This is a genomic window from Actinomadura sp. 3N508, assembly GCF_044326375.1.
Lineage (GTDB): Bacteria > Actinomycetota > Actinomycetes > Streptosporangiales > Streptosporangiaceae > Spirillospora.
In genome coordinates this window covers 83,357-106,594 of the sequence record NZ_JBIRAX010000007.1, presented here as the reverse complement: position 1 = coordinate 106,594, position 23,238 = coordinate 83,357, and the positions used below count along the sequence as shown (strand labels likewise).

General features: G+C 70.5%; 23 protein-coding genes. 14 read left to right on the top strand and 9 right to left on the bottom strand.

The features are described 5' to 3' along the window. Window positions 1–40: 40 nt before the first annotated feature. The 9 genes from ACH34S_RS24870 to ACH34S_RS24830 all read left to right on the top strand — a co-directional run bounded on the left by ACH34S_RS24870 (window position 41) and on the right by ACH34S_RS24830 (window position 9,487). The gene (locus ACH34S_RS24870) at window positions 41–1,714 is read left to right on the top strand and encodes an amidohydrolase (RefSeq protein ID WP_395955188.1); all 1,674 of its coding nucleotides are present in this window, start codon (window positions 41–43) and stop codon (window positions 1,712–1,714) included. Beyond that, the gene (locus tag ACH34S_RS24865) at window positions 1,711–3,048 is read left to right on the top strand and encodes a P1 family peptidase (protein WP_395955187.1); all 1,338 of its coding nucleotides are present in this window, start codon (window positions 1,711–1,713) and stop codon (window positions 3,046–3,048) included. Before ACH34S_RS24870 ends, ACH34S_RS24865 begins: the two co-directional genes overlap by 4 nt. Before the next feature lie 166 nt (window positions 3,049–3,214). Beyond that, window positions 3,215–3,886 carry a GntR family transcriptional regulator gene (locus tag ACH34S_RS24860; protein ID WP_395955186.1) on the top strand — a complete coding sequence of 224 codons (672 nt, stop codon included), beginning with the start codon at window positions 3,215–3,217 and terminating at the stop codon, window positions 3,884–3,886. Continuing rightward, window positions 3,883–4,698: a carbon-nitrogen family hydrolase gene (locus ACH34S_RS24855; RefSeq protein ID WP_395955185.1), complete on the top strand. Its 816-nt coding sequence runs from the start codon at window positions 3,883–3,885 to the stop codon at window positions 4,696–4,698. Before ACH34S_RS24860 ends, ACH34S_RS24855 begins: the two co-directional genes overlap by 4 nt. Then, window positions 4,695–5,348, top strand: a complete 654-nt coding sequence (locus tag ACH34S_RS24850; RefSeq protein ID WP_395955184.1) for a DUF2848 family protein — start codon at window positions 4,695–4,697, stop codon at window positions 5,346–5,348. Before ACH34S_RS24855 ends, ACH34S_RS24850 begins: the two co-directional genes overlap by 4 nt. Next, the gene (locus ACH34S_RS24845) at window positions 5,348–6,820 is read left to right on the top strand and encodes a 4-hydroxyphenylacetate 3-hydroxylase family protein (RefSeq protein ID WP_395955183.1); all 1,473 of its coding nucleotides are present in this window, start codon (window positions 5,348–5,350) and stop codon (window positions 6,818–6,820) included. The genes ACH34S_RS24850 and ACH34S_RS24845 overlap by 1 nt, the downstream gene beginning before the upstream one ends. A gap of 17 nt (window positions 6,821–6,837) precedes the next feature. Then, window positions 6,838–7,185: a cupin domain-containing protein gene (locus tag ACH34S_RS24840; RefSeq protein ID WP_395955181.1), complete on the top strand. Its 348-nt coding sequence runs from the start codon at window positions 6,838–6,840 to the stop codon at window positions 7,183–7,185. 22 nt (window positions 7,186–7,207) lie between these two features. Further along, window positions 7,208–7,741 carry a flavin reductase family protein gene (locus tag ACH34S_RS24835; protein ID WP_395955179.1) on the top strand — a complete coding sequence of 178 codons (534 nt, stop codon included), beginning with the start codon at window positions 7,208–7,210 and terminating at the stop codon, window positions 7,739–7,741. A gap of 255 nt (window positions 7,742–7,996) precedes the next feature. Next, window positions 7,997–9,487 (top strand): recombinase family protein, encoded by a 1,491-nt coding sequence (locus tag ACH34S_RS24830; RefSeq protein WP_395955498.1) that lies wholly within the window; start codon window positions 7,997–7,999, stop codon window positions 9,485–9,487. Window positions 9,488–10,600: 1,113 nt separating this feature from the next. Here the strand turns inward: ACH34S_RS24830 and ACH34S_RS24825 are convergent. The 3 genes from ACH34S_RS24825 to ACH34S_RS24815 all read right to left on the bottom strand — a co-directional run bounded on the left by ACH34S_RS24825 (window position 10,601) and on the right by ACH34S_RS24815 (window position 12,332). Further along, window positions 10,601–11,335, bottom strand: a complete 735-nt coding sequence (locus ACH34S_RS24825) for an NAD(P)-binding domain-containing protein (protein ID WP_395955178.1) — start codon at window positions 11,333–11,335, stop codon at window positions 10,601–10,603. After that, a complete protein-coding gene (locus ACH34S_RS24820) occupies window positions 11,332–11,913 on the bottom strand; it encodes a class I SAM-dependent methyltransferase (RefSeq protein WP_395955177.1) in 582 nt (193 codons plus the stop codon). The genes ACH34S_RS24825 and ACH34S_RS24820 overlap by 4 nt, the downstream gene beginning before the upstream one ends. A gap of 83 nt (window positions 11,914–11,996) precedes the next feature. Further along, window positions 11,997–12,332, bottom strand: a complete 336-nt coding sequence (locus ACH34S_RS24815; RefSeq protein WP_395955176.1) for a hypothetical protein — start codon at window positions 12,330–12,332, stop codon at window positions 11,997–11,999. Window positions 12,333–12,400: 68 nt separating this feature from the next. Here ACH34S_RS24815 and ACH34S_RS24810 point away from each other — a divergent pair, with 68 nt between their 5' ends. Then, on the top strand, window positions 12,401–12,787 hold the full coding sequence (locus ACH34S_RS24810; protein ID WP_395955175.1) for a hypothetical protein: 387 nt from the start codon (window positions 12,401–12,403) through the stop codon (window positions 12,785–12,787). 201 nt (window positions 12,788–12,988) lie between these two features. Here ACH34S_RS24810 and ACH34S_RS24805 read toward each other — a convergent pair whose 3' ends face one another. The 5 genes from ACH34S_RS24805 to ACH34S_RS24785 all read right to left on the bottom strand — a co-directional run bounded on the left by ACH34S_RS24805 (window position 12,989) and on the right by ACH34S_RS24785 (window position 17,829). Continuing rightward, a complete protein-coding gene (locus tag ACH34S_RS24805; RefSeq protein WP_395955174.1) occupies window positions 12,989–14,203 on the bottom strand; it encodes an RNA polymerase sigma factor in 1,215 nt (404 codons plus the stop codon). Continuing rightward, the gene (locus ACH34S_RS24800) at window positions 14,200–14,562 is read right to left on the bottom strand and encodes a YciI family protein (RefSeq protein ID WP_395955173.1); all 363 of its coding nucleotides are present in this window, start codon (window positions 14,560–14,562) and stop codon (window positions 14,200–14,202) included. Before ACH34S_RS24800 ends, ACH34S_RS24805 begins: the two co-directional genes overlap by 4 nt. 381 nt (window positions 14,563–14,943) lie before the next feature. After that, window positions 14,944–15,234, bottom strand: a complete 291-nt coding sequence (locus tag ACH34S_RS24795) for an SCO4226 family nickel-binding protein (protein WP_395955172.1) — start codon at window positions 15,232–15,234, stop codon at window positions 14,944–14,946. A gap of 697 nt (window positions 15,235–15,931) precedes the next feature. Further along, entirely contained in the window at window positions 15,932–16,579 is a 648-nt protein-coding gene (locus tag ACH34S_RS24790; RefSeq protein WP_395955171.1) for a response regulator, read from the bottom strand. Beyond that, on the bottom strand, window positions 16,567–17,829 hold the full coding sequence (locus ACH34S_RS24785) for a sensor histidine kinase (RefSeq protein WP_395955169.1): 1,263 nt from the start codon (window positions 17,827–17,829) through the stop codon (window positions 16,567–16,569). The genes ACH34S_RS24790 and ACH34S_RS24785 overlap by 13 nt, the downstream gene beginning before the upstream one ends. Window positions 17,830–17,939: 110 nt before the next feature. Here ACH34S_RS24785 and ACH34S_RS24780 point away from each other — a divergent pair, with 110 nt between their 5' ends. Genes ACH34S_RS24780 through ACH34S_RS24770 form a run of 3 tightly spaced genes read left to right on the top strand, consistent with a single transcriptional unit; the run spans window position 17,940 to window position 21,075 of the window. Then, a complete protein-coding gene (locus tag ACH34S_RS24780) occupies window positions 17,940–18,887 on the top strand; it encodes an ABC transporter ATP-binding protein (protein WP_395955168.1) in 948 nt (315 codons plus the stop codon). Next, window positions 18,884–20,293, top strand: coding sequence for an ABC transporter permease subunit (locus tag ACH34S_RS24775; protein WP_395955167.1), 1,410 nt, complete (start codon window positions 18,884–18,886; stop codon window positions 20,291–20,293). The genes ACH34S_RS24780 and ACH34S_RS24775 overlap by 4 nt, the downstream gene beginning before the upstream one ends. Further along, window positions 20,290–21,075, top strand: a complete 786-nt coding sequence (locus tag ACH34S_RS24770; RefSeq protein ID WP_395955166.1) for an ABC transporter permease — start codon at window positions 20,290–20,292, stop codon at window positions 21,073–21,075. Before ACH34S_RS24775 ends, ACH34S_RS24770 begins: the two co-directional genes overlap by 4 nt. Window positions 21,076–21,285: 210 nt before the next feature. On the opposite strand, the gene ACH34S_RS24765 is transcribed toward ACH34S_RS24770, so the two are convergent. Further along, entirely contained in the window at window positions 21,286–21,582 is a 297-nt protein-coding gene (locus ACH34S_RS24765) for a putative quinol monooxygenase (RefSeq protein ID WP_395955165.1), read from the bottom strand. A gap of 82 nt (window positions 21,583–21,664) precedes the next feature. On the opposite strand from ACH34S_RS24765, the gene ACH34S_RS24760 reads away from it, so the two are divergent. Beyond that, window positions 21,665–23,083 (top strand): PLP-dependent aminotransferase family protein, encoded by a 1,419-nt coding sequence (locus ACH34S_RS24760; protein WP_395955164.1) that lies wholly within the window; start codon window positions 21,665–21,667, stop codon window positions 23,081–23,083. The last annotated feature ends 155 nt before the right edge of the window (window positions 23,084–23,238 follow it).

Here is a 23,238-nt window from a genome sequence, read left to right as displayed (position 1 = left end):
CGGACGGCCGGTCGGATCGTTCGCTACTGGAAAGGTCACCATGGAGGAAATCGTCCATCCGCTTCGACTCGTGTCGGCCCGCCGGGTCATCACCATGACCGCGGCCGACACCGCCGGCGCGGCCGACGGCAGCGGACCGCAGGCGCTGGTGTGCCTGGGCGAGCGGATCGTCGCAGTGGGCGGCCGGGAAGAGCTGGCCGCGCGGTTTCCCGGCGCGGCCCACGTCGACTACGGCGACGGCGTGATCGTCCCGGGCCTCAACGACGCTCACATGCACCCGTCGATGGTCGCCGAGGACGCCCTGCACCTCGACCTGTCACCCGACATGGTCGCCTCTCCGGAGGCGCTGGCCGCCGCGCTGCACGCCCAGGCCGCGCGCACACCCCAGGGCGCGTGGATCAGGGCGTCCCGCTACGACCACACCAAGACGACGGGCGGACGGGTCATCGACCGGCGTGACCTGGACGAGATATGCCCCGACCATCCGGTCCTGGTGATCCACATCGCCTGCCACTGGGCCGTGGCCAACTCCGCCGCCCTGGCCGCCGGCGGGCTCACCGACGACTCCGCCGACCCGCCCGGCGGCGGGCTCGGCCGCGACCCGGCCGGGCACCTCAACGGGATCCTGTACGAGCAGGCGCTGTTCGACTACGCGGTCGCGTCCATGGCCCACGGCGGGGCGCCTGTCGTCCCCGAAAGCGGGCCTGACGACCGCCGCCGCGCCCTCGGCCAGGTGCTGACCTCGTTCAACGCCGCCGGGATCACCTCCGCGGGGGACCTGCTCGCCGGGCCGACAGACATCGAGATGTACCAGGCGGCGCAGCGACACGGGCCCCTGCCGGTGCGGCTGAACCTGATGGTCGCCTACCCGCACCTGGACGCACTGCGTCGCCTGGGACTGCGCAGCGGGTTCGGCGACGCCCGGCTTCGGTTCAACGGGATCAAGGCGTTCGTGGACGGCGCCATCGGCGGCGGCACCGCCCTGCTGGCCGAACCCTACGAGGGACGTCCCCACGACCACGGGCAGCAGGTCATCGGCAACCGCGAACTGGGCGACCTCGTCCGCGCCGTGCACGCGGCCGACACGCGCATCGCCGTGCACGCCAACGGCGACCAGGCGATCCGCCTGCTGCTGGACGCCTACGAGCAGGCGCATGACACCTACCCGCGTCCTCACCTGCGGCACCGGATCGAGCACTGCACCGTGGTGACCGACGACATCGTCCGGCGCATCAAGCGGCTGGACGCCGTCGTGGTGCCCTTCGGAAGCTACGTCGGCTTCCACGGTGACAAGCTGCCCGGCTGGTACGGGGAACAGCGCCTGGAACGGATGTTCGCCCACCGCTGGCTGCTGGACGCCGGCATCACCGTGGCCGGCGCCTCCGACTACCCGTGCGCACCGTTCGAGCCGCTGCTGGGCATCCAGAGCTGCGTCACCAGGACCACCGCCGACGGCGAGGTCCTGGGCGGCGGGCAGCGGATCACCGCCCGCGAGGCACTGTGGCTCTACACCGTCGGTGCCGCCGAGGCGTCCGACGAGGCCGCGGTCAAAGGCCGGCTGGCCCCCGGCTACCTGGCCGACTTCACCGTGCTCGGCGACGACCCGCTCACCGTCGCGCCGCACACCATCGCCGCCGTCCCAGTCCTGGCCACCTGGGTGGGCGGCGAGCAGGTCTGGAGTTCCGACACCTCTCACCCCGGAGGCCCCCGATGAAACGACCCCCGACCCTTCCCATCGCCCGCTTGGCGGCCGCTCTGGCCGTGACCCTTCCGCTCAGCGCGGGCACGCTACCGGCCGCCGCCGACGAACCGGGCCGCACCGGCCCCGACAACGCCATCACCGACGTCCCGGGCATCCAGGTCGGCCACTACACCGACCGCGAGAACATCACCGGCACCACCGCCCTGGTCATCCCCAAGGGCGCCACGGCGGGGTCGGACGCTCGCGGAGGAGCGCCCGGCACGATCAACACCGACGTCCTCGACCCGGTCGCGCTGGAGCCCACCGTCCACGGCCTGCTCCTGTCCGGCGGAAGCGTGATGGGCCTTTCGGCCTACTCCGGCGTCGTCCAGTACCTGCGCGAGCAGGGGCTGGGCATGCAGTTCGGCGGCAAACCCGTCCCTGTGGTGCCCGGCGCGATCGTGTTCGACCTCGGCCAGGGCGCCGACGCCGACGACCGCATCGAGAAGACCCCCGGATTCGACGCCGGCTACCGGGCGGCCAAGGCCGCCAAGCCCGGACGCGTCGAGATGGGCAGCGTCGGCGCGGGCACCGGCACCGGAACCGGCGGCCCTCCGGGCATCCGCTTGAAGGGCGGCGTGGGCACCGCCAGCATCCAACTCGGCGACGGCTTGGTCGTCGGCGCGCTCGTGGTGCTCAACTCCGCCGGCAAGGTCTACAACGAGGCCGCGGGTTGCGAGCTGTACACCCTCTATATGGAGGTCGGCAACGAGTTCGGCGGCACCCGCCGCCCGCCGCGCGGCTGTAAGACCGCCACCTCGACCCCCCAACATGCGCCGCGTTCCGGCCCCACCGACCCCCATCTCGACGAGAACACCACCATCGGAGTGGTCGCCACCAACGCCAAGCTGACCGTCGCGCAAGCCGAGAAGCTCGCCCAGGTCGCGCATGACGGCCTGGCGCGGGCGATCCGGCCCGCGCACACCATGGGCGACGGCGACACCACCTTCGGCCTCAGCACCCGCACCGCCGCCGCACCCGACGGCGCCGCCTTCGGCGCGCTGCTGGACGCCGCCGCGAGCACCTTCAGCCGGGCCACCGTGCACGCGGCCCTGGCCGCGACGCCACTCGGCGGCCGCCAACCCTACTGCCAGGTGTTCGCAGGCGCCTGCGACCGCCGCCACACCCCGGCCACCAACGGCAGCGGCGCCTCCCAGCCACTCGCATTCAGACCCGCCAGCGGCACATCCATCCCTCCGTCCGCCACGACCAGCGGATACGCCGCACTGATCACCATTCCCGCGCTGATCGGCGCGGGGACGTGGACGCTGCGACGTCGACGGCGGGCCGGGCTCGCCCGCCGCTAGGCCGGTTCCGAATCGAGTGACGACGCCAGTGTGCGACGAAAGGCAGCGAGGTCTCCGGCGGCTGGTTCATCGATCAGAAGGAACCGCCTCCCGGAGACCTCGTGGCCGCATGTGCTGCGGAAAGTCGCTCTTGCATCCATGTATACGTGTTGTATACATTACGTCTATGAGTCGCACACAACGAGTCCGTCCTCGGGAGAGCGCGCAGGATGTCACGTACCGGTGGCTGAAGCGCCATATCGGGTCGCTGCCGCGGCAGGAGGGGACGTTCCTCACCGAGGCGGAGGTGTGCGAGGCGACGGGGATGTCGCGCACCCCGGTGCGGGAGGCGCTGCTCCGGCTGGAGACCGAGGGCTTCCTGAAGATCATGCCGAAGAAGGGGGCCTTCGTTCCGCCGGTGTCGGACGCCGAGATCGAGGCGGTCATGCAGGCCCGCGAACTCGTCGAGGACTGGTGCGTGCGGCACGCCGCGCCGCTCGCCGAGGAGCTGGCGCCCGAGCTGGCCGAGCTGGTCGGCCGCCAGGAGGAACTGCTGGACGACCCCGTCGAATTCATCGAGTGCGACCGGGCGTTCCACCGCGCGATCGTCCGGACGGCCGGGAACCCGGTGCTGGCCGAGTTCTACGAGTCGCTGCGTGACCGGCAGGTCCGGATGGGCCTGCGGGCGATCGCGGCGGCCGAGGACCGGGCGCGGGTCGTGCTCGCCGAGCACGGCGCGATCGTCGAGGCGATCCGGTCCGGTGACCCGCTGCGGGCGGCGCAGGCCCTCGCCGCACACCTTGATGGGACGCTCACGGTCCTGCGCCTCCCCTCGGTCGCGAACTGGGACGGCCGATGACGCGCGTCGCGCTCGTCCAGGTCGAGAGCCCCGGCACGGAGCCGCCCGCGCGGCGCAGAGAGCGCGTCGGGCGGATGGTGGCGGACGCCCACGGCGCCGAGCTGGTGCTGCTGCCGGAACTGTGGCTCCCCGGCTACTTCGCGTTCGACCGGTACGCCGAGCTGGCCGAGCCACTGGACGGCGACACCGTTACCGCGGGGCGAGAGTGGGCCCGTGACCTGGGCTGCTTCCTGCACCTCGGCAGTGTCCTGGAGCGGACGTCCGAAGGACGCCTGCACAACACCGCCGTGCTGATCGACCCGGTCGGGACGGTCGTCCACACCTACCGGAAGATCCACGTGTTCGGGTACCGGTCCCGGGAGACCGAACTGATCACGCCCGGCGACACGGTCGGCACGGTCGCCTCCCCGCTCGGGACGATGGGCGCCACCACCTGCTACGACCTGCGCTTTCCCGAGATCTGGCGGGTGCTGGTCGACGCCGGCGCCGAGACGGCGGCGGTGCCGGCCGCGTGGCCCGCACGGCGCCGGGGCCACTGGCGGCTGTTCACTGAGGCCCGCGCGGTCGAGCAGCAGATGCTGATCCTGGCCTGCAACGCGGTGGGCGTGCAGGAGGACGTGGCGCTCGGCGGGGCGTCCCGCGTCGTCGACCCGTGGGGGACCGTCCTCGCGGAAGCGGGCGACACCGAAGAGATCCTGCGCTGGGCGGTCGACCCGGATGTGGTGAGGCGAACCCGGGAGGAGTTCCCCGTCCTGCGCGATCGCCGCGCGTCCGTGCGCGTCCAGGCCGAGGTCGCGGAGATCGGCCGGTGAGCGAATTGACGTTGCGGGTCGGCGCGGACGAACTGCGCTGCTCGCCCCGGTACTTGATCGTCGCCGGCTACACCGGGCGCGACGAGGCCGCGACCCGTGCCCACATCGAGGAGCTCGCCGCGATCGGCGTCCCGGAACCCCTGTCCGTCCCGGCGTTCTATCCGCTCGACCCGGGGCTGCTGACCAGCCGTCCCGCGATCACGGTGGCGGGCCGGAACACGTCCGGTGAGGTGGAGCCGGTCCTCGTCCGCCGCGCCGGGCGGCACTACCTCGGCGTCGGCTCCGATCACACCGACCGCGACATCGAGCGAATCAACGTCGCGGGCGCGAAGGCCGCCTGCCCGAAGCCGGTCGGTGGCCGGTTCGTGGAGCTGCCCGAGGACGACGCATGGGACGGCATCCGCGTCGAGTGCAGCGTCGACGGCCGTCCGTACCAATCCGGCTCCCTCGCCGAGCTGCGGACCCCCACCGATCTGCTGGATCGGCTCGCCGCGGAGTTCGGCGACCTGGACGGAGACCTGGTCGTCTTCGCTGGAACTCTGCCACTGCTGGACGGCGGGTTCGTCCCCGGCCGCCGCTGGCGCCTCTCCCTCACGATCGACGGCACCACCCTGACCTGTGACTACAAAACAGAACGGAGGGCTCAGTGATGCGCACGGGAGCCGAGTACCTCACCGCGTTGAAGGACGCACGCGAGATCTACCTCGACGGCGAGCGCGTCGCGGACGTGACGGACCATCCCGCGTTCGCGCCGATCGCCGCGACGATGGCCGAGCTGTTCGACCTCGCCGCCGACCCGGCCAACAAGATGACCAGCCACGCGCCGGAGACCGGCGCGGAGGCGAACCTGGTGTTCACGATCCCGCGCAGCCGCGACGACCTGGCCGCGCGGCGGCACGCGATCGAGACGTGGGCACGGCACACCCACGGCTGGGTCGGCCGCAGCCCCGACCACGTCGGGTCGTTCCTCGCGGCGTTCGCCTCGTCCCCCGAGTCGTTCACCACCGAACGGCGCGACCTGTCGGCGAGCGTGACCGGCTACCACCGGCGGCTCCTGGAGGAGGACCTGTACGTCTCGTACGCGATCATCCCGCCGCAGGTGTCGCGGGCGACGACCGCGCACGCGTGGGAGGGCGACTTCATCCAGGCCGGTGTCGTCGAGGAACGCCCGGACGGCATCGTGGTGCGCGGCGCGCAGATGCTCGCCACCGGCGCGGCCGTCGCCGACGAGATCTTCATCTCCTGCATCAAGCCGCTCACCGCGGACGACCGGGACTTCGCCGTCGGCTTCACCGTTCCGGTCTCGGCGGACGGGCTGAAGCTGTATTGCCGCCGCCCGTACGCCACCACCGGCAGCCCCTACGACTACCCGCTGTCCACGCGCTACGACGAGACCGACGCGCTCGTCGTCCTGGACGACGTGTTCGTGCCCTGGGAGCGGGTGTTCGTCGACCGGGACGTGGACGGCCTGCGCCGCCAGTTCTTCACCACCGGCGCGCACGTCCTCGGCAACTGGCAGGCCCAGATCCGGTTCACCGTGAAACTGCGCTTCATCGCCGGGCTCGCGGGAAAGATCGCCGACGTCAACGGCGTCGGCCGGATCCCCGGCGTCCAGGAGAAACTCGGCGAACTGGCCGGGCTGGCGTCGCTGGTCGAGTCCGCCGTCCTCGCCGCCGAGTACCGCGCCGCGCCCGACGGAAACGGCATGTGGCGGCCGGACGCCCGCGCCGTCTACGGCGCGATGGGCCTGCAAGCCGAGCTGTACCCGCGCGTCCTGGCGATCCTGCGTGACCTCGCGGGCGGGGGAGTGCTGCAGCTGCCGTCCAGTGTCGCCGACCTGCACAACCCTGCGATCCGCGCCGACATCGACCGATACGTCCAGTCGCCGGGGGTCGAGGCCGTCCAACGGGTGAAGCTGTTCAAGCTCGTCTGGGACGCGATCGGATCGGAGTTCGCGGGCCGCCACCACCAGTACGAGATGTTCTACGCCGGCGCCCCGTTCGTCGCGAAGGGCTACGCCTACCGCAACTTCGGCTACGACCAGGCCATCGCGGACGTCGACGCCTTCCTGGCCGGCTACACCGACACCGGCAAGACCGGAACCGGCACCTCCGCCGCCTGACCCGCCTGGAGACCACCATGGCCAAACCTGAACACGAGTTCTTCCCCGCCGACAAGATCGGCTTCACCCCGTGCGAGGGGGACGTCCCACAGCTCACCGAGCGCATCCTCGCCGCGGACGCCGTGTCCGGCGTTGCGACCCGCATGCTGCGCTTCGAACCCGGCACCGACACCACCCCCAACGGCGTCCAGGCGCACGACTTCTGGGAGGAGGTCTACATCCTCGAAGGATCGATCACTGACCTGCGGCTCGGGGAGACGTTCACCGCCGGGACGTACGCCTGCCGCCCGCCCGGCATGGAGCACGGGCCGTGGCGCAGCGACAACGGATGCCTCACCTTCGAGGTCCGCTACCGCGTCCAATGAGCGCCTATCGAAAGGCACCGCCATGTCCGCAATCGCAGGCCCCATGGGCCGTGTCGTAGACCCGGCGACGATGCGCCGCGTGATGGGACGCTTCGCCACCGGGGTCGCCGTCATCACCGCACTGGACGGGCGCGGCGACCCGCACGGGATGACCCTCAACTCACTGACCTCGGTCTCCCTGGAACCGCCGATCCTGCTGGTCTGCTTCAACGCACGCGCCCGCACGGCCGTCGCGGTCGCCGAGTCCGGACGCTTCGCCGTCTCGATCCTCGCCGCCCGCCAGGAACCCATCGCGCTGCGGTTCGCCGGACGGGGTGAGGACCATTTCGCCGGCCTGCCGCTGACCTACGGCGAGCACAACGTCCCGGTCGTCCCGGACGCGCTCGCGCACCTCGAATGCACCGTCGACCGCAGTGTCACGGCCGGCGACCACGTCGTGGTGTTCGGCGCCGTAGACCGAACCTGCGACCGGGACGGCCCACCGCTGGCCTTCCTCGGCGGCCGCTTCGGCGACTTCACCAGCAGAGGCCACCAGCCCCAGTCCTGGTTCTTCTGACCGAGTACCACCTCGCCTTCGTCCACCCCGCCACAACCGGCGATCTGGGTGCCGAACTCCTCGATGGAAAGACAGTCGGCGGCGGTGAGCCTCCGCATGACGGTCGACGCGGCCATCAGCGCGGCCATGTCGCCGATGCTGTCAAGTTGAGAGCCTTGTCGCTGCAATGTCGACGATGGTCACTGGCACGTCCGCGTGGGCCCGAACCTTGATCGTCTTATCGCTGGCCATGGAGATCTTTCCCGGTTCGGCGTCATGGCGGCTGGCCCGGCTCGTCGGAGGAGGGGGGCCGAGACGGCGGGCCGGGGAGGGTTAGTGACGGGTGCAGCAGGTGCGGTGCGTCGGCAGGCCGCTGTGGCGTTCGGGGACCGGATCGGTCGGGCCCGGTGGAGGACGCCACGCCTTGGGAAGGGTCGTGCGGACTCGCCGGGGTTCCGGTTTGCGTTCTATGGGCGGATGTCGACGGTGGAGTATCAGGATCGGGCGTCGTCGTTCGGCTGGCAGCGTGAGGCCGCCGAGGAACTCGTCGCGGGCCAGGGTGTGATCGTGGCGGAGTTCTTCGATGCGGGATGTTCGCGGCGGTTGCCGTGGGCGCAGCGCCCGCAGGCCGGCGCGCTGCTGTCGGCGCTGGCTGATCCGGACCGCCTGTTCGATGCGGTTGTGGTCGGTGAGTACGAGCGGGCGTTCTCCGGCGATCAGTTCATCGAGATGGCGCCGCTGTTGCAGCGGCTTGGTGTGCAGGTATGGCTGCCCGAGGCGGGTGGACCGGTGGAGCCGGGAAGTCTGGAGCATCGGGTGTTGATGAGGGTGTTGGGTGCGCAGTCGCAGCGGGAGGTGCTGCGGTCTCGGCATCAGGTGCTGGCGGCGATGCGGGCGCAGGCGTGTGAGCAGGGCCGGTTCATGGGAGGCCGGCCGCCGTATGGGTACCGGCTGGTGGATGGCGGCCCGCATCCGAACCGGGTGCATGCGGGGTGGGGGCGGCGGCTGCGCCGTCTAGGAGCCGATCCGGTGACTGCTGCGCATGTCCGATGGATCTTCGCGCGCCGGTTGGAAGGGTGGAGCATGGCCGGTATCGCGCGTGCCCTCAACGAGCGGGGCGTGCCGTGCCCATCCCATGTCGATCCTGACCGCAACCGGCACCGCAGCGGTGAGGCATGGACGCTGGGCACGGTCGCGGCGATCTTGGGGAACCCGCGCTATACCGGGCGTCAGGTGTGGAACCGGCAGCGAACCGATCGCGACCCGGTCAATTCCGGCAGCGGAAGCGAAAGTCCGGTCCGGCGATGGAACCCGGTGCAAGAATGGGTGATCTCCGAGCACCCCCTGCATCCTACGCTGGTCAGTGACGAGGACTTCCTGGCCGCGCAGACGATCCGTGCCGCCAGGCCCACGCGGGACGGGGACTACCGCGTCTATGCGCTGGCCGGGTTGTTGGTGTGCGGGATCTGCTCGCGGCGGATGGACTCTCACTGGGTCAACGGGCGCGCCGGGTATAGGTGCCGCCACGGTCACACCAGTGCCAAGCTCCGCAAGCCGGATCAGCCGAGGAATCTCTATGTGCGTGAGGACCGGCTGCTCGCCGTCCTCCCAGGGCTTCTCGCTGACCTCGATCACAGTCTGGACGACGCCGGATCGGGCGAGATCGCGCTTTTCCTCCGAGCCAACGCGCTGAAGATTACCTGCGACCACTCAGCCTGGGCCATCGGTGACGAAACGGAACTGGTGCCGTCACGTTCTTCTCGCTGAGTCTCATGGGGTAATTCTGTGTCCGAGGCGACACGCACCGACAGCACATGGCCAACACAATCACCGCTCGGCGCACCTCACCGCATTCCAGTTGGCGCCTAGCCGGAAGTGCCGACTGAACCCGCCTGGAGGCTTGATTGTATCGTCATTACCGGACCTGCGGAGGAAGACAGAGGTAAAGTTTCGTTCCTCGCACCGTCGTCTACGCCCGTTCAACCAATAGGGCTAGTCGCAGGTGCTGTGACCCTGCGGAGCATCTCCTCTCCAACCGCCCGCCCAAAGACATCCTGCTCTCCTCTGGAGCTCCGACAATTGGAACCTGTCCCCGGTAACTACCGGATGACCTGGCAAGGCGAGCGCGGATGGAGTCGCGGTCAGTGCCGGGAGGTGGATGGGTGCGACCGATCCACGGCTACCCGCGGCGGGGCCGTCAATGCCAACCCTGATCTGCTGGCGTACCACGCCCCGCAGTTCCTCACCGCTTCTCTGAGAGCCAACTCTGTGATTACCGACTGACCAGGCTGAGGAAAGGTTCATGCGGTTGGCAGGTGCTGTTCCTCCGGATATCGTCAGCGGCATTCGGCGTTGACCCAGTCCGGTTTCCGCTTCGGCTGCTGCGGCTTCGGACCCACGGGCGCGAGACGGGCTCCCTCTCGCGCCCGCGATGTCCACCATCGCGAACACGTGGCCCGTTTGTAGGGCGCTGAGGCGGTGGGCCTTGGCGAGCTGGCGGATGACCGCCCACTCCACCAGCCGTCGTTCGTCCACCCAGATCACCGCCTTGGTCTGCTCGGGCGTGCGCACCACGCTGGTGGCCGAGCCGAGCGGCCTATGGATTTATCACCCTGGAGGCCAGCTCGACGCGGGAACTCGGGCGGGTGTGGTGAGGGCATGGCGAACATCTTCCTGATGATCGTCTGTGACCTCAGGGCAAGTGTCCGGAGGACCGGGGGAACCTCACTCTTAGTGTGTCCCCCGCCGGGTTGGTGAGGTTTCGTTGGCTAGTTGTGCTAGGACGCTGATGTGGTCGGCGTCATGTCCGCAGGCGATAGCCTGCTCGACTTGCTTGTGGAGGGTGTCCAAAAAGCTGGCCTCGACGCCGCTGTGGCGTGCCTACCGGGCTAGCTCCTGAAGTGCCTCCTTGTGCACGCTTAACGTGTTGTGCTCGCCTGAATGCCGGCCCGTCTCGATGTTGCTGCCGGTGTCCTGGGCCGTCTCCAGCAGGCTAGGGAACTGGCTCTCGATGACCTGGCTCAGCAGCTTTCCGTCAATGCCGCTGGCGGCGGTGATGTGGGCACCGGCCAATGCGCCGGCTATGACGGCATAGTAGAGGGTGCAGCCGAGAACGTAGTATGCGTTGGCTGTCCTTGGATCTTCGCCAAGGTAGCGGCCCCCGCGAAGTGCGTCCAATAGGGGCTGCGCGGCGTCGAGAAGGGCCTGGGGCCCGGCGTGGGGCACTCGAGCGGCGTTGGTGCCTAGTTCTGTTGGATAGCACAGCAGAACCGCTTCCAGGTAACCCGCTCCGGCCGTTTCGACCCTGTGAGCCAGGGCGTCGACGTCCGAGGGCAGTCCGCAGCTGGACTGGATGACCAGCTTGCCGGGCAGGGCGTCCGCCGCCGCGTCGATCACCTCATGGGTCGCCGGATAATTGAGCAGGCAGGTCAGGACCACAGGAGCCGCGGCGACGGCCTGGGCGGCGGTGGGGTGGACTTCGACTTGCGGACCGGCCAGGGCGGCTGCGCGTGCGGGTGTACGGTTCCAGACTGCGACGGTCATACCGGCCTGGCGCACGGCCCGAACGATCTGCGCGCCCATGTGCCCAACACCTAGAACCGCCACGTCAGTCATTGCCTGCTCGCCGACCGGGGGATGAATGGTCTTCTTTGTCGAAGGTCATGATGAAAGCGCCGATTTCTGGTGCATTTGCCCAGGACCTTGAAATTTGCGATGAGCACGTCAGCTTTGTCCACTCCGTAGTGCCGGGCGATCTCGGCGCGATCTGAGCTGAGTACATCAGCCAGGCGGTGGAACGATGGGCTGACTCCCGTTGTGATGTCTTCTATGGTCATCGGGGTGAGGCCATGTTTTCGGGCGTGCCCTCGATAGGTCTCGACCGTGTGTAGCGACCCTCCGCCCAGCATCTGGACGAAGGCTTCTATCGCCGGATCTGGCTGGCCATTGTCAGGGGAATTCAGACACGGCGTTTCGATGACCAGGCGCCCACCGGACGCCAACACCCGCGTCAGTTCGATGAAGAAGCGGTCGAGGTCGAGTTGCGGTGTGCTTTCGAAGGCCAGCGCGGCTGTGAAATAGCCGTCGGGAACGGGTAGGTCGTAGCCGTCGCCCGTCAAGAAGACGACGCGATCCTCGACCCCCTGGTGGCGTGCGTGCTCGCGCGCCCGGTCCAGCGCGGCGGCGTTTGACATCGACGGCGGTGACCCGGGCTAGGCGGCGCTTGGCGATGGTGGCGGCGGGACGGCCGTTGCCGCAACCGAGATCCAGCACCCGGTCACCGCGACCGACATCGAGGCGTTCGATCACCAGATCGGTCAGGCGTGCGGTCGCGGTTCGGAAGTGCGACGAAGGTGTCGGCGGCCGGGGTGATGGGGAGCGGTTCGGCGAACATGTCGGCACGGCGCTGGTCGTCGCCGATGGCGTGCCGGGCGTAGGCCCAGACCGTGTCCACTAGCTCCTCGTCGGCCGGGTGATCGATCTCGGCGCCCTGGGCGATGTCCCATCCGTGGACCAGCGTTTCGAGCAGCGCCTCGAACGCCGCATCGTCACCGGAGCGCGCGGCCGCCAGCAGCCCCGCCACATCGGCGTCCGCCGTCTCGGCAGCATCCATCTCGGCAGACTAGCCGCTGGCTACGACACGACCGATGAATCAGCCGCCCTTCGAGGATCGAACAGCACATGACACCAGAAGAGCTGTTCTGGGACCTGGTCGAGCCGACGCTCACCGATCCCGCCGTCATCCGGTCGACCATGATGAGCCTGCCATGCGTCCGCCACCGTGGACGCTTCTTCGCCGCACTGAATACGCGTAACCAGACGGTGCTGGTCAAGCTGCCGCGGGAACAGGTCGCGCGACTCATCGCCGAAGGCGTCGGTGAACCATTCGCACCGGCGGGACGGATCTTCCGCGAATGGGTCGCCTTGCCCGCCCCCGACCAGCGGCTCTGGCAGAGACTGCTGGACGAAGCCCGAGCTTTCGCCACCACCCCGACGACCTGCTGGCCCCGCAGCGGCAGCCCGCCTGCTCGATCAAGCCGCCTTGGTGACAGCTCCGCTTCGCCGTGATGGGCGAGCAGGTCCGGCGGGCGCATAAGCACACGCTCGTTCGGACAGTGCAGGCCGCGCCGAGCGCCGCCGACGAACCGCCCGCGGCCGCCGGGTCCAGCGGACGCAGCGCCCGGCGATCGGGCATCGCGGGCGATCAGCGCCCCGCCCGGCGCCGCCGCCCGTCCGATCTCGGCGAGCGCCTGAGGGACGGTGTGAGGATCATCGCTGCCGGTGATGTTCGGGTGATCGTGCTGTGCGGCCACCGCGGTGAAGGAATTCGCGGTCGGCGGGGGTGGGGGCGAGGGCTGCGGCGCGCTGGTAGGCGGTCGCGGCCTCACGAGCGCGGCCGAGTCGGCTCAGGAGGTCGGCGCGGGTGGCATGGAAGAGGTGATAACCGTCCAGGTCCAGGTCATCCACCAGGACCAAGGCGACAGCGGGACCGTGGATCTCGGCGATCGCCACAGCGCGGTTCAGAGCCACGACAGGTGTCGCGGCGATGGTGAGCAACTGGTCATAGAGCGTGACGATCTGCGCCCAGTCGGTCCGCTCGGCCGTCGGAGCGTCGGTGTGGACGGCCTGGATGGCGGCCTGGAGCTGGTAGGTGCCTGGCCGGTCGCGGCGGAGGCACCAGCGGACCAGTGCGTGTCCTTCCTCGATCAGTGCACGGTCCCACCGGCTTCGGTCCTGTTCGGCGAGCAGGACCGGGGAGCCGTCGGGACGGGTGCGCGTCGATCGCCGGGACTCGCTGAGCAGCACCAGGGCGAGCAGCCCGGCGACCTCGGGCTCGTCGGGCATGAGAGTCGTCAGCGTCCGCGCCAGGCGGATCGCCTCTCCGCACAGGCTCGGGTCTCCGCCGGACACGCCGCTGGTGTAGATGAGGTAGACGACGGACAGCACCGGGGGAAGCCGGTCGGGCAGCTCGTGCTCGTCCGGAACGCGGTACGGGATCCGAGCCGCCTTGATCTTTCGTTTCGCGCGCACAAGGCGCTGGGCCATGGCCGGCTCGGCCACAAGGAACGAGCGTGCGACCTCCGCGGTCGACATGCCGCCGAGGAGCCGCAGCGTGAGCGCCACCTGGCTCTCGGTCGGCAGAGCGGGATGGCAGCAGGTGAAGATCAACCGAAGCCGGTCATCGAACACGTGATCCACCTCCTTTGCCGGCGACGTCAGGATTGCCGCGTCGCCGAGCAACCGCCGTTCCCTGGCCTGGCGGCGAAGCCGGTCGATCGCATGGTTGCGGGCGGTGGTGGTGATCCAGGCACCCGGGTTGGGCGGCACCCCGGCGGCAGGCCACTTGCGCAGGGCGATGGCGAACGCCTCCTGCACCGCGTCCTCGGCCAGGTCGATGTCGCCGATGGCGCTGATCAGCGCAGCGATCGACCGGCCGGACTCCACACGGAAGATCTGGCCGACGAACGCCGCATCGATGATCACCCCTCGGGCGGGCCGGCGAAGGGCCGGACCTCGATCGGCGCGCCAACGATCGAGGTGACCTTCGCGGCCCAGGACAGCGCCGCGTCGAGATCGTCGGCCTCAAGGACGTAGAAGCCGCCGAGATGCTCACGTGCTTCAACGAACGGTCCATCCGTCGTGATCACTTGCCGCCCCGACGCGCGCACGACCGTGGCGGTGTCGGGACCGTGCAGACGCCCGCCGAACACCCAGACGCCCGCCTCCTTCATCTCCCCCTCCAACGCGAGCACCTGTTCGGTGACCTGCTGGATGTCCTCCGGGCTCATCGGCGGCGGGGACTGGCCCTCCACGCTGTGGGCCGACAGCATGTACTTGGTCATGACGGTGCTCCTCGTGCCGAGCGGGCCCTTCCCGCCCTCATCCCACAACGAACGGGGCTCACCACATATCGACAACTGGGCCGCAACGTTTCCCAAAAGCCTTCAGCCAGCCCCGGCGGCGGCCCCCGACAGGGGCCGCAAGCCGCCGGGTTCCTCGGCATCCCGACCCCGCCCTGGATGGTGACGTCGGGCTTCATCCCAACCCATGGGGGATCCGGCCACGCGCGTGTATCCGTCGCGAGTGACCGAATGCGGCCGCTGGTACCGATAACCGCCGGGAGCCCTCCTGCCCGAGGGCTCGGCGGATCGCCATCCTGGGCGGCCAGGGGTCGGCGAGATCGGCGACTGACGGTGGCCGAATGCCGCCTGACCTCGGCGTGCTCACCCCAGGCGAGCCACACGATTCAGCTTGGACGGGGCCGTGAGACGCTCAGCGGGACGGGGGTGGATCTCGTCGGCGCGGTGGCCGGCACGCTCGTGGACGCGCTGTACGGCGGCGGCGTCGGGAGCCTCCGAGAGGCAGAAAACCGTGCCGGCCTCCGGGTCCGCCCAGGCCCAGTCGAAGGAGACGCCTTCCTCACCCTGGAGGGCCAGATCGGCCGCGTGGGCTTCCCTCAACTGGTCGCCAGATAGCCCGTTCATCCCGTGGTGAACGTCCATGAACTTGGACATTGCCGCCCCTCCCCGGTTGGAACCCCGGCTCAACGCCGGGTTCATCACCAAGACGGACCCCGTTTTCCTGGACCGATCACCGCTTCCACAGTATCGCCGCCCTGCTGCTGAGCGTCATGGCAGGGTGTGGTGATATGTGATCACGCTTTCGCGATCTCGTCGGAGGAGCCGCCCTGTTTCGATCGAGTCGGCTGACGCTTCGCCGGGGTCCGTGGGGGTCGGCGCCGCTGGAGCGGTTCCAGCACCCGGCGCAGGTCGTGGTGACCGTGTTCGTGGTGACAATCACGGCCGGGACGCTGCTGCTGTCGCTGCCGCAGGCGGCGGCGCGGAGGGGGCGCATTCGGTGATCAGGCGGCCGTCCGGACCGAGGACCCTGGAGACCCGACCGGTCCAAGGCGCAGAACCAGACGCCCAGCCTGGAGTTTGGCTACCAGGTCGCCGCGCGGCGCTGGTGCTAGAGCTTGTCGGTTCGGCTCCGTTCGGACCAAAGCCAGGATGGCCGACCGAAACAGCACGAGCACAGAGGGTAGAGGGCCAACCTCACATGCCATGCGCGAATTCTGGCACCCCGCAGGGATCACGCCACGCTCTGGGATCGTATGGCGCGACGAGCCGCCGGGCACGACAGCGATGTCGAACCAAGGGCCGTTGTGTTCTCCAGGTGGGGTCGCGCGACAGGGCGCCGCTTGGACGCGGGTCATGCGCGGAGGTAGGCGAGGACGGCGCGGACGCGGCGGTGGTCTTCGGTGCTGTCGGCGGGCAGGTCGAGTTTGGTGAAGATGGCGTTGATGTGCTTGCCGACGACCTTCTCGCTGACCGTCAGCCGTTTGGTGATCGCTGCGTTGGAGCGTCCTTCGGCCATGAGGGCGAGGACCTCCCGTTCGCGGGGGGTGAGGCGGCCGAGGGGGTCGTTGCGGCGCGTGATCAGCTGGCGAACCACCTCCGGTTCGATGACGCAGCCCCCGGCGGCGACCCGTTCGACTCCCTCCACGAAGTCGCCGACGTCGAGCACGCGGTCCTTGAGCAGGTAGCCGACGCCGCCCGAGTCGGTCGACTCCAGCAGCTTGGCGGCGTACGCGGTCGCCACGTACTGGCTGAGGACGAGCACCGGCAGGCCCGGCTGCTCGGCGCGCAGGGCGACGGCGGTGCGCAGTCCCTCGTCGGTGAAGGTCGGCGGCATCCGCACGTCGGTGATCACGACATCGGGCCGGTGTTCGGCGACGGCGGTGGCCAGCGTCGCCGAATCGCCCACCGACGCGACGACTCGGTGGCCGAAGCGGTCGAGCAGGGCGACCAGGCCCTCGCGGGGAAGGACCGCGTCGTCGGCGAGCACTATCCGGAGCATGGCAGCTCCAGCCGGACGGTGGTCGGCCCTCCCCGGGGGCTGGTCAGGGTCAGGGTGCCGTCGAGGGCGTCGACGCGGTCGGCGAGCCCGGTCAGGCCGCTGCCCTTGGCGGGGTCCGCGCCGCCGGTCCCGTCGTCGTGGATCTCGATGCGCAGGAGCTGGCCGGTCAGCGTTGCGGTGATCTCGACGCGGGACGCTCGGGCGTGCTTGGCCGCGTTCGTGAGGGCCTCGGCGACGACGAAGTAGGCCGCCGACTCGACGGCGGCGGGTTGTCGGCCGGGCAGGTCCAGCTCGACGGCCACCGGCAGCGGCGACCGGTCGGCCAGCTCGGCGACCGCCGCCGGGAGGCCGAAGTCCGTGAGCACCCGCGGATGGATGCCGCGTACCAGCTCACGCAGCTCGGTGAGGGCGGATCTGGCCTCGCCGGTGGCCTCGGCGATCAGGGACCTGGCCGCCTCGGGGCGGGTTTCGAGCTCCATCTGGGCCCTGACGAGGGTCATGCCGAGCTGGAGCAGGCGTTGCTGGGCGCCGTCGTGGAGGTCGCGTTCGATCCGCCGGCGTTCGACCTCGAAGGCGTCGATGAGCCGAGCCCGGGAGCGGGTCAGCGTGCGGATCCTCCCGTCGTCGGCGGACAGCAGCAGCCGGGCCAGCTCTGCCTGGAGCATCGCGGCCGCGGCCGTGGCGTAGCCGAGCAGTATCACGGTCGCCGCGACGGCGAGGGCCGCTCCCCCCGCGATGAACGGCGCCCCGGCGCTGGCGCCGGGTCCTGCCGACGCCGACCCGTCGCCTGCTCCCGACTCGACGAAACTGGCCGCGCCGCTGGCGAAGATCAGCGCCGGGGCGAGCCCGACCACCAGCGCGATCAGGTTGATGAACAGCAGGACGCTGCCGTTCAGCACCAGGAAGGCCAGTTCCCTCCAGGTGACGGCCTCGGTGTAGCGGCCGCGCAGCCACCGGGCGAAGCCGGGCCGCTCCGGCGGGAGGTGCGGGTCCGGCAAGGCCGGGCCGCCCAGCAACATCACCCGGCGTCGCTCGACGGCCACCAGCGGCCGGACGAGCTCAGGCGTGAGGATCACTCCTCCGGCCAGCAGCGCGGGCGGCAGCCAGACCACGGTGGCCAGGCCGGTCAGGACACCGGAGACGGCATAGCCGAACGTCCGCAGCGGCCATGCCGACAGGACGAACCGAAACGGCCGATGGCGGATCGCCTCCGCCGCGGTCGTCATCTTCGTCCTGCCGGAGGCCGCCATGCCCGCCATGGTAAAGGGGCGGCCGCCGCTGTTCGGTAGGGCTGGCCCTCCCGTAAAGATGGAGCCACGGCCTCCTGCGCCGCGCTCGGGCGCTGGCTTTGATGGTTGCCGTGAACGCGAATCGACGAGACGCCGCGCCCACGATCGAGGTCTGTGGCGTGCGCAAGCGGTACGGGCGTGTCCTCGCGGTGGACGGCCTGTCCTTCACCGTCCCGCCCGGGAGGGTGACCGGGTTCGCCGGCCCCAACGGAGCCGGCAAATCGACGACGCTGCGGTTGATCCTCGGCCTGGACGCGCCCGATGGGGGCAGTGCCCTCATCGGCGGCCGTCCCTACCGCGGCCTGCCTACCCCCCTGCGCGAGGTGGGGGCGCTGCTGGACGCCGGCGCGATCCATCCGGGCCGGCGCGCCGACGATCACCTGCTGTGGTTGGCGCATAGCAACGGGCTGCCCGTGCGGCGGGTCCGGGAGGTCCTTGAGCAGGTCGGCTTGGCGCAGGTGGCGCGGCGCCGGGCCGGCGGCTTCTCCCTGGGGATGAGACAACGCCTCGGCATCGCCGCCGCGCTTCTCGGGGACCCGCCGGCACTGATGTTCGATGAGCCGGTGAACGGCCTTGATCCTGAGGGCGTGCACTGGATCCGCGGGCTGCTGCGCGGCCTGGCGGCCCAGGGCCGGACCGTGCTGGTCTCCAGCCATCTGATGAGCGAGCTCGAGGACACCGCCGATCACCTCGTCGTCATCGGCCGGGGACGGCTCCTGGCCGACGCCGCCGTGCGCGACCTGCGCGACGCCGCCTCGGAGGGACGCTACCGCCTGCGGACCCCGCGGCCGCCCGAGGCGGCCGGCCCGCTGCGGTCCGCCGGTGCCGCCGTGACCGTCTCCGGCCCGGACTCGCTGATCGTCGGCGGCCTGTCCGCCGACCGGATCGCGGCGCTGGTCACCGCGGCCGGGGTGACGTCCTCGGAGCTCACCGCGCACCGGGCGTCACTGGAGGAGGCATATCTCCGCCTCACCCGCGCGGCCACCGACTACACCGCGTCGGCGGAGGAGCGGCGGTGAGGGCCGGACGGCGGACGGCGGGGACCGGCTTCGGCGGCCTGATGCGCGCCGAGTGGACGAAGCTCCGGTCGGTGCCGTCCAACCTCTGGTCGCTGCTCGCCGCGATGGGGCTGATCGTCCTGTTCGCCGTCATGATCTCGTCGGGGAGCCCGGGCACCTACGCCGAGACGCCCTACGTCGACCGGTTCCGGTTCGCGCACCAGACGCTCACCGGCGACGGCTCGATCGTCACCCGCGTACACGAACAGCACTCTGATCATCCCTGGGCCATGGCCGGTGTGATGATCAAGCAGAGCGCCACCGCCGGGGCGCCGTATGCGGCTGTTGCGATCACCCCCGGCCACGGCGTCCGGATGCAGGCGCGCTTCACCACCGACATCGCCGGCGGCGCGCACCGCGCACCGCACTGGCTCAAGCTCATTCGGGCGGGCGCCACCATCAGCGGATACGAGTCCGCCGACGGGCGCACGTGGCGCCGCATCGGCGCGGTCAGCCTGCCCGGGCTGCCGCCGAGCGCCGAGATCGGCCTGTTCGCGACCGCGCCGGGCGGGGAGCGCACCGTCCCCATGCGGCCGGCGCTGATGAAGACCGGGCCCGCGAAGGCCACCTTCGACAACATCAGCGTGACGACCCCCGCCCTTCGGCCGCCGTGGCGCGTGGACGACGTGGGCCGCGAGGATTCACCGGAACCCCCGGCCACCGCTCTGCCACCGGACGACGGCGGCGCCTTCACCCTGGCCGGCCTGTCCGGAGACATCCTCGGGCAGACCGACGACGGGAGCCGGGTCATCGCGGCGGTCGCGGGCAGCGTCGCGGGACTGGTTCCGCTGCTGGCGCTGGGCGTGTCCTTCATCGCCTCCGAATACCAGCACGGTCTGATCCGCACGACCTTCACCGCCAGCCCGCGGCGCGGCCAGGTGCTGGCCGCGAAGGCGGTCGTGCTCGGCGGCGTCACCTTCGCCGCCACGCTGGTGGCCGTCGTCGCCGCGTTCCTGGCGAGCCAGCCGCTGCTGCGCCGGCAGGGCATCGGCCCACCTGCCTACCCGGACCCCTCGCTCACCGACCCGACCGTGTTTCGAGTGCTCGTCGGCACCGCCGCGTTCCTGTCGCTGATGACAGTGTTCGCCCTGGGCCTCGGAGCGGTACTGCGTCGCGTCGCGGCGGCCGTGCCCGCCGCCGTCGCCATGGCCCTCGCGCCGATACTGGTCACCCCGTTGTCCGGCAGTCCCTGGCCGCAGCGACTGGCGCCCCTGGCCGCGCTGTCGATCCAGCAGGTCAAGGAGACCGACGACGCCTTCCTGCTGCCGTGGGCGGGCCGTCCCTGGACCGGGCCGGCGCTCTTGACGGCCTATGTGGCGGCCACGCTCGCCGTGGGCTGGCTGCTAATGCGCCGGAGGGACGCATGAACCGCGCATTGCTCGCCGAATGGACCAAGATGCGCACCGTGCGGAGCACGGCCTGGACCCCGTGGACGGCCGCCGGCCTGACGATGGCGCTGAGCCTTCCGATCGTCGCAACCGCAGGGCCGGACACCACCGCCTGCGGCGCCGCAACGGGATGCGATCCCGTCCGGCTCAGCCTCACCGGCGTCCAACTGGGCCAGATCGCCGTCATCGTAACGGCCGTCCTGACCATGAGCGCCGAGTACGGCACCGGACTGATCGTCCAAACGCTCACCGCCGAGCCACGCCGCCTGCGCGTCCTGACCGCCAAGGCGATCACCGTGACGGCGGCGGCGCTGGGCGCCGGTCTGGTGAGCGTGGCCGGCTGCCTGATCGCCGGTCATGTACTGCTGCGCGGCAACGACCTGTCCTCACCACTGACCCCGATCACCGTGCCCGCGATGCGGGCGGCCGGCGGAACCCTCCTCTACCTCGCCCTCATCGCGCTGTTCAGCCTCGGTCTAGCCGCCGCCCTACGCGACACCGCCACAGCTCTTTCGACCGTCTTGGGGCTGCTCTACATGCCCGGGATCCTCACCCGGTTCATCGCCGACGAACGCTGGAGCATCCTGGTGGACAGGTACGCGCCCATGTCCGCCGGACTCGCCGTCCAGAGCACCGCCAGCCCGTCCGCCCAGTCAATCGGCCCGTGGGCCGGCCTGGGCGTCCTCGCCGCGTATGCCACCGCCGCGATGGCCGCCGGCGCCGTTCTGTTCCATCGCCGCAACGCAAGCATGAGCCTGTGACCACTACGGGCTTCACTCTGTCCGGAGGGAATACCTCGTGGTGGAGGGTGGAACCGTGAACGCTGGCCAGCGTCTGGAGGAGATCCCCGGCTGACCTACCGTCAACTTGGCCGCTGGACATCCGCCGCTTACCTGCACGCGAATCAGGCGGAACCTGGCTCTGGTCACGCCCGCGACTACTGCGAGTCCTAGGGGCGTCCGTACGGGGCCCTAGTCGAGGAAGTGGACCTCCAGCTCACCGTCGAGCAGGCTCGTCGCCCGTCCGAGGAAACCGGTGATATGCGGGGACTCCAGGTTCGCGGCGTGGTCCTCGGGGCGGCTCCACACCTCGTAGAACCAGAAGCGGGCGGGCACGCCCACCTCGGTGTGGAGGTCGTACGTCAGGCAGCCCGGCGCCCGCCGGGTCGGTGCGACCAGCGCCGACAAGGCGTCGTGCAGGGCGGCCTCGCAACCGTCCTTCGCGCGCATCCGCGCGATGACGGTCAAGGGGGTGTTCGTCGATGTCACGGCGTTCTCCTCAGTGGTACGGGCCGTAAACAGGCCGATCCAGAGGTTATGGCGAAGTGGTCCGGTGGTACAGTCCACTCAAATGTCATCAAACCAGGCCAATCGCATCACCGGCCTTCTCCTCGACGTACCGGACGACGAGCGGCCACTGCACGAACGCCTGACGGCTGCGATCAGAGCCGCCGTTCTGGCGGGCCGCCTGGGCCCCGGTGACGCGCTGCCCCCGAGCCGGGTGCTCGCCGAAGAGCTGAGCTGCTCGCGCTGGGTCGTCAACGAGGCGTACGTGCAGCTCATCGCCGAAGGGCACCTCACGGCACGGCAGGGGTCGGGCACGCGGGTGGCGCCGGGCGTGTCGACGCGGCCGGCGGCCCCGCTGGCCAGGCCCTCCGCGCGGGCCCCCTCGCCGGTCATGGCCGATCTACGGCCCGGCGCGCCCGACGTGGCGCGCTTCCCCGCCGCCGCCTGGAGCCGGGCGATGCATCACGTCCTCACGGCCGGCGAGGGCGCAGACGTCTTCCCCCGGCCCGGGGGCGTGCAGCGGTTGCGTGAGGTCGTATCCGGTTACCTGGGACGAACCCGGGGGGTGGCGGTCGCGCCCGAAGAGGTGGTCATCACCTGCGGTGCCACGCACGCGGTGGGGCTGCTGGCAGGCGTCCTGGCCCGGCGCTCCGCGTCACGGCTGGCGGTGGAGGATCCCGGATGGAGCCGGCTGGGTGATGCGGCCGCCCACGCGGGACTGGCGGTCGAGCCGGTGGCCGTCGACGGCGAGGGCATCGACGTCGGGAGACTGAGGCGAACGGGCGCGGACGCTGTGCTCTGCTCGCCCGCCCACCAGTTCCCCACCGGCGCCGCGCTGTCGGCGGGGCGGCGGCGGGCGCTGCTGGCGTGGGCGGCGGAGCGCTCGGCCGTCGTGCTGGAGGACGACTACGACGCCGAGTTCCGGTACGACCGCAAGCCGATCGGCGCGCTGGCGGCCCTCGACCGGGACAACGTCGCCTACCTCGGCTCCGCGAGCAAGACTCTGCACCCGGGCCTGCGGATGGGATGGATGGTGCCTCCCGCTCCCCTGAGAGAGCCGGTGATCGAAGCTCTCGAGAGGTCGGGCGCGGGACCCGGTGTGTTCGACCAACTGGCGCTCGCCCGGCTCATCGGCGCTGGCGACTACGACAGGCACCTGCGCCGTGCCCGCACGCTGTACCGCGAGCGGCGTGAGGCGGTGCTCGCGGCTCTGTACGGCCACACGGTCATCCGCGACGCCGGTCCCGTCGAAGGGATCGCCGCGGGACTGCATCTGGTGCTCTCGCTACCGCCGGGGCACGACGACCGTGATATCGCCGACCGGTTGGAGCACCGGGGCGTGGCCGTGATGCCTCTGTCGCGCTACACCCGGCGCCGCCTCCGGCCGGCCCTCGTCATCGGTTACGGCCGGCTCTCGCCGACCCGGGCGCCCTTCGCCGCGGCGGAGATCGCGGCGGTGCTCGAAAACCGGGCCCGCCGGTGATACGGCGACGGCCCGGCCGTCCCGCAGGACCGGGGGGCACGCCGCCGCGATCACCGTCCGCACGACCTTTCCGGCTGTTCACGGCGTAGACGGAGGGAGATCTCGCCGCCGTGCGCAGGACACGGGTCCCCCGGATCCCCCGTCCCGCGCGCCGC

Bases quoted from the DNA above. Each gene is read 5' to 3' on its own strand.
- ACH34S_RS24810 (WP_395955175.1), top strand. From the start codon at position 12,401: ATGACACCAGAAGAGCTGTTCTGGGACCTGGTCGAGCCGACGCTCACC.
- ACH34S_RS24860 (WP_395955186.1), top strand. From the start codon at position 3,215: ATGAGTCGCACACAACGAGTCCGTCCTCGGGAGAGCGCGCAGGATGTC.
- ACH34S_RS24785 (WP_395955169.1), bottom strand. From the start codon at position 17,829: ATGGCGGCCTCCGGCAGGACGAAGATGACGACCGCGGCGGAGGCGATC.
- ACH34S_RS24815 (WP_395955176.1), bottom strand. From the start codon at position 12,332: ATGGATGCTGCCGAGACGGCGGACGCCGATGTGGCGGGGCTGCTGGCG.
- ACH34S_RS24870 (WP_395955188.1), top strand. From the start codon at position 41: ATGGAGGAAATCGTCCATCCGCTTCGACTCGTGTCGGCCCGCCGGGTC.
- ACH34S_RS24840 (WP_395955181.1), top strand. From the start codon at position 6,838: ATGGCCAAACCTGAACACGAGTTCTTCCCCGCCGACAAGATCGGCTTC.
- ACH34S_RS24865 (WP_395955187.1), top strand. From the start codon at position 1,711: ATGAAACGACCCCCGACCCTTCCCATCGCCCGCTTGGCGGCCGCTCTG.
- ACH34S_RS24835 (WP_395955179.1), top strand. From the start codon at position 7,208: ATGTCCGCAATCGCAGGCCCCATGGGCCGTGTCGTAGACCCGGCGACG.
- ACH34S_RS24845 (WP_395955183.1), top strand. From the start codon at position 5,348: ATGCGCACGGGAGCCGAGTACCTCACCGCGTTGAAGGACGCACGCGAG.
- ACH34S_RS24795 (WP_395955172.1), bottom strand. From the start codon at position 15,234: ATGTCCAAGTTCATGGACGTTCACCACGGGATGAACGGGCTATCTGGC.
- ACH34S_RS24770 (WP_395955166.1), top strand. From the start codon at position 20,290: ATGAACCGCGCATTGCTCGCCGAATGGACCAAGATGCGCACCGTGCGG.
- ACH34S_RS24820 (WP_395955177.1), bottom strand. From the start codon at position 11,913: ATGTCAAACGCCGCCGCGCTGGACCGGGCGCGCGAGCACGCACGCCAC.
- ACH34S_RS24760 (WP_395955164.1), top strand. From the start codon at position 21,665: ATGTCATCAAACCAGGCCAATCGCATCACCGGCCTTCTCCTCGACGTA.
- ACH34S_RS24790 (WP_395955171.1), bottom strand. From the start codon at position 16,579: ATGCTCCGGATAGTGCTCGCCGACGACGCGGTCCTTCCCCGCGAGGGC.
- ACH34S_RS24855 (WP_395955185.1), top strand. From the start codon at position 3,883: ATGACGCGCGTCGCGCTCGTCCAGGTCGAGAGCCCCGGCACGGAGCCG.
- ACH34S_RS24800 (WP_395955173.1), bottom strand. From the start codon at position 14,562: ATGACCAAGTACATGCTGTCGGCCCACAGCGTGGAGGGCCAGTCCCCG.
- ACH34S_RS24825 (WP_395955178.1), bottom strand. From the start codon at position 11,335: ATGACTGACGTGGCGGTTCTAGGTGTTGGGCACATGGGCGCGCAGATC.
- ACH34S_RS24830 (WP_395955498.1), top strand. From the start codon at position 7,997: ATGGCGGCTGGCCCGGCTCGTCGGAGGAGGGGGGCCGAGACGGCGGGC.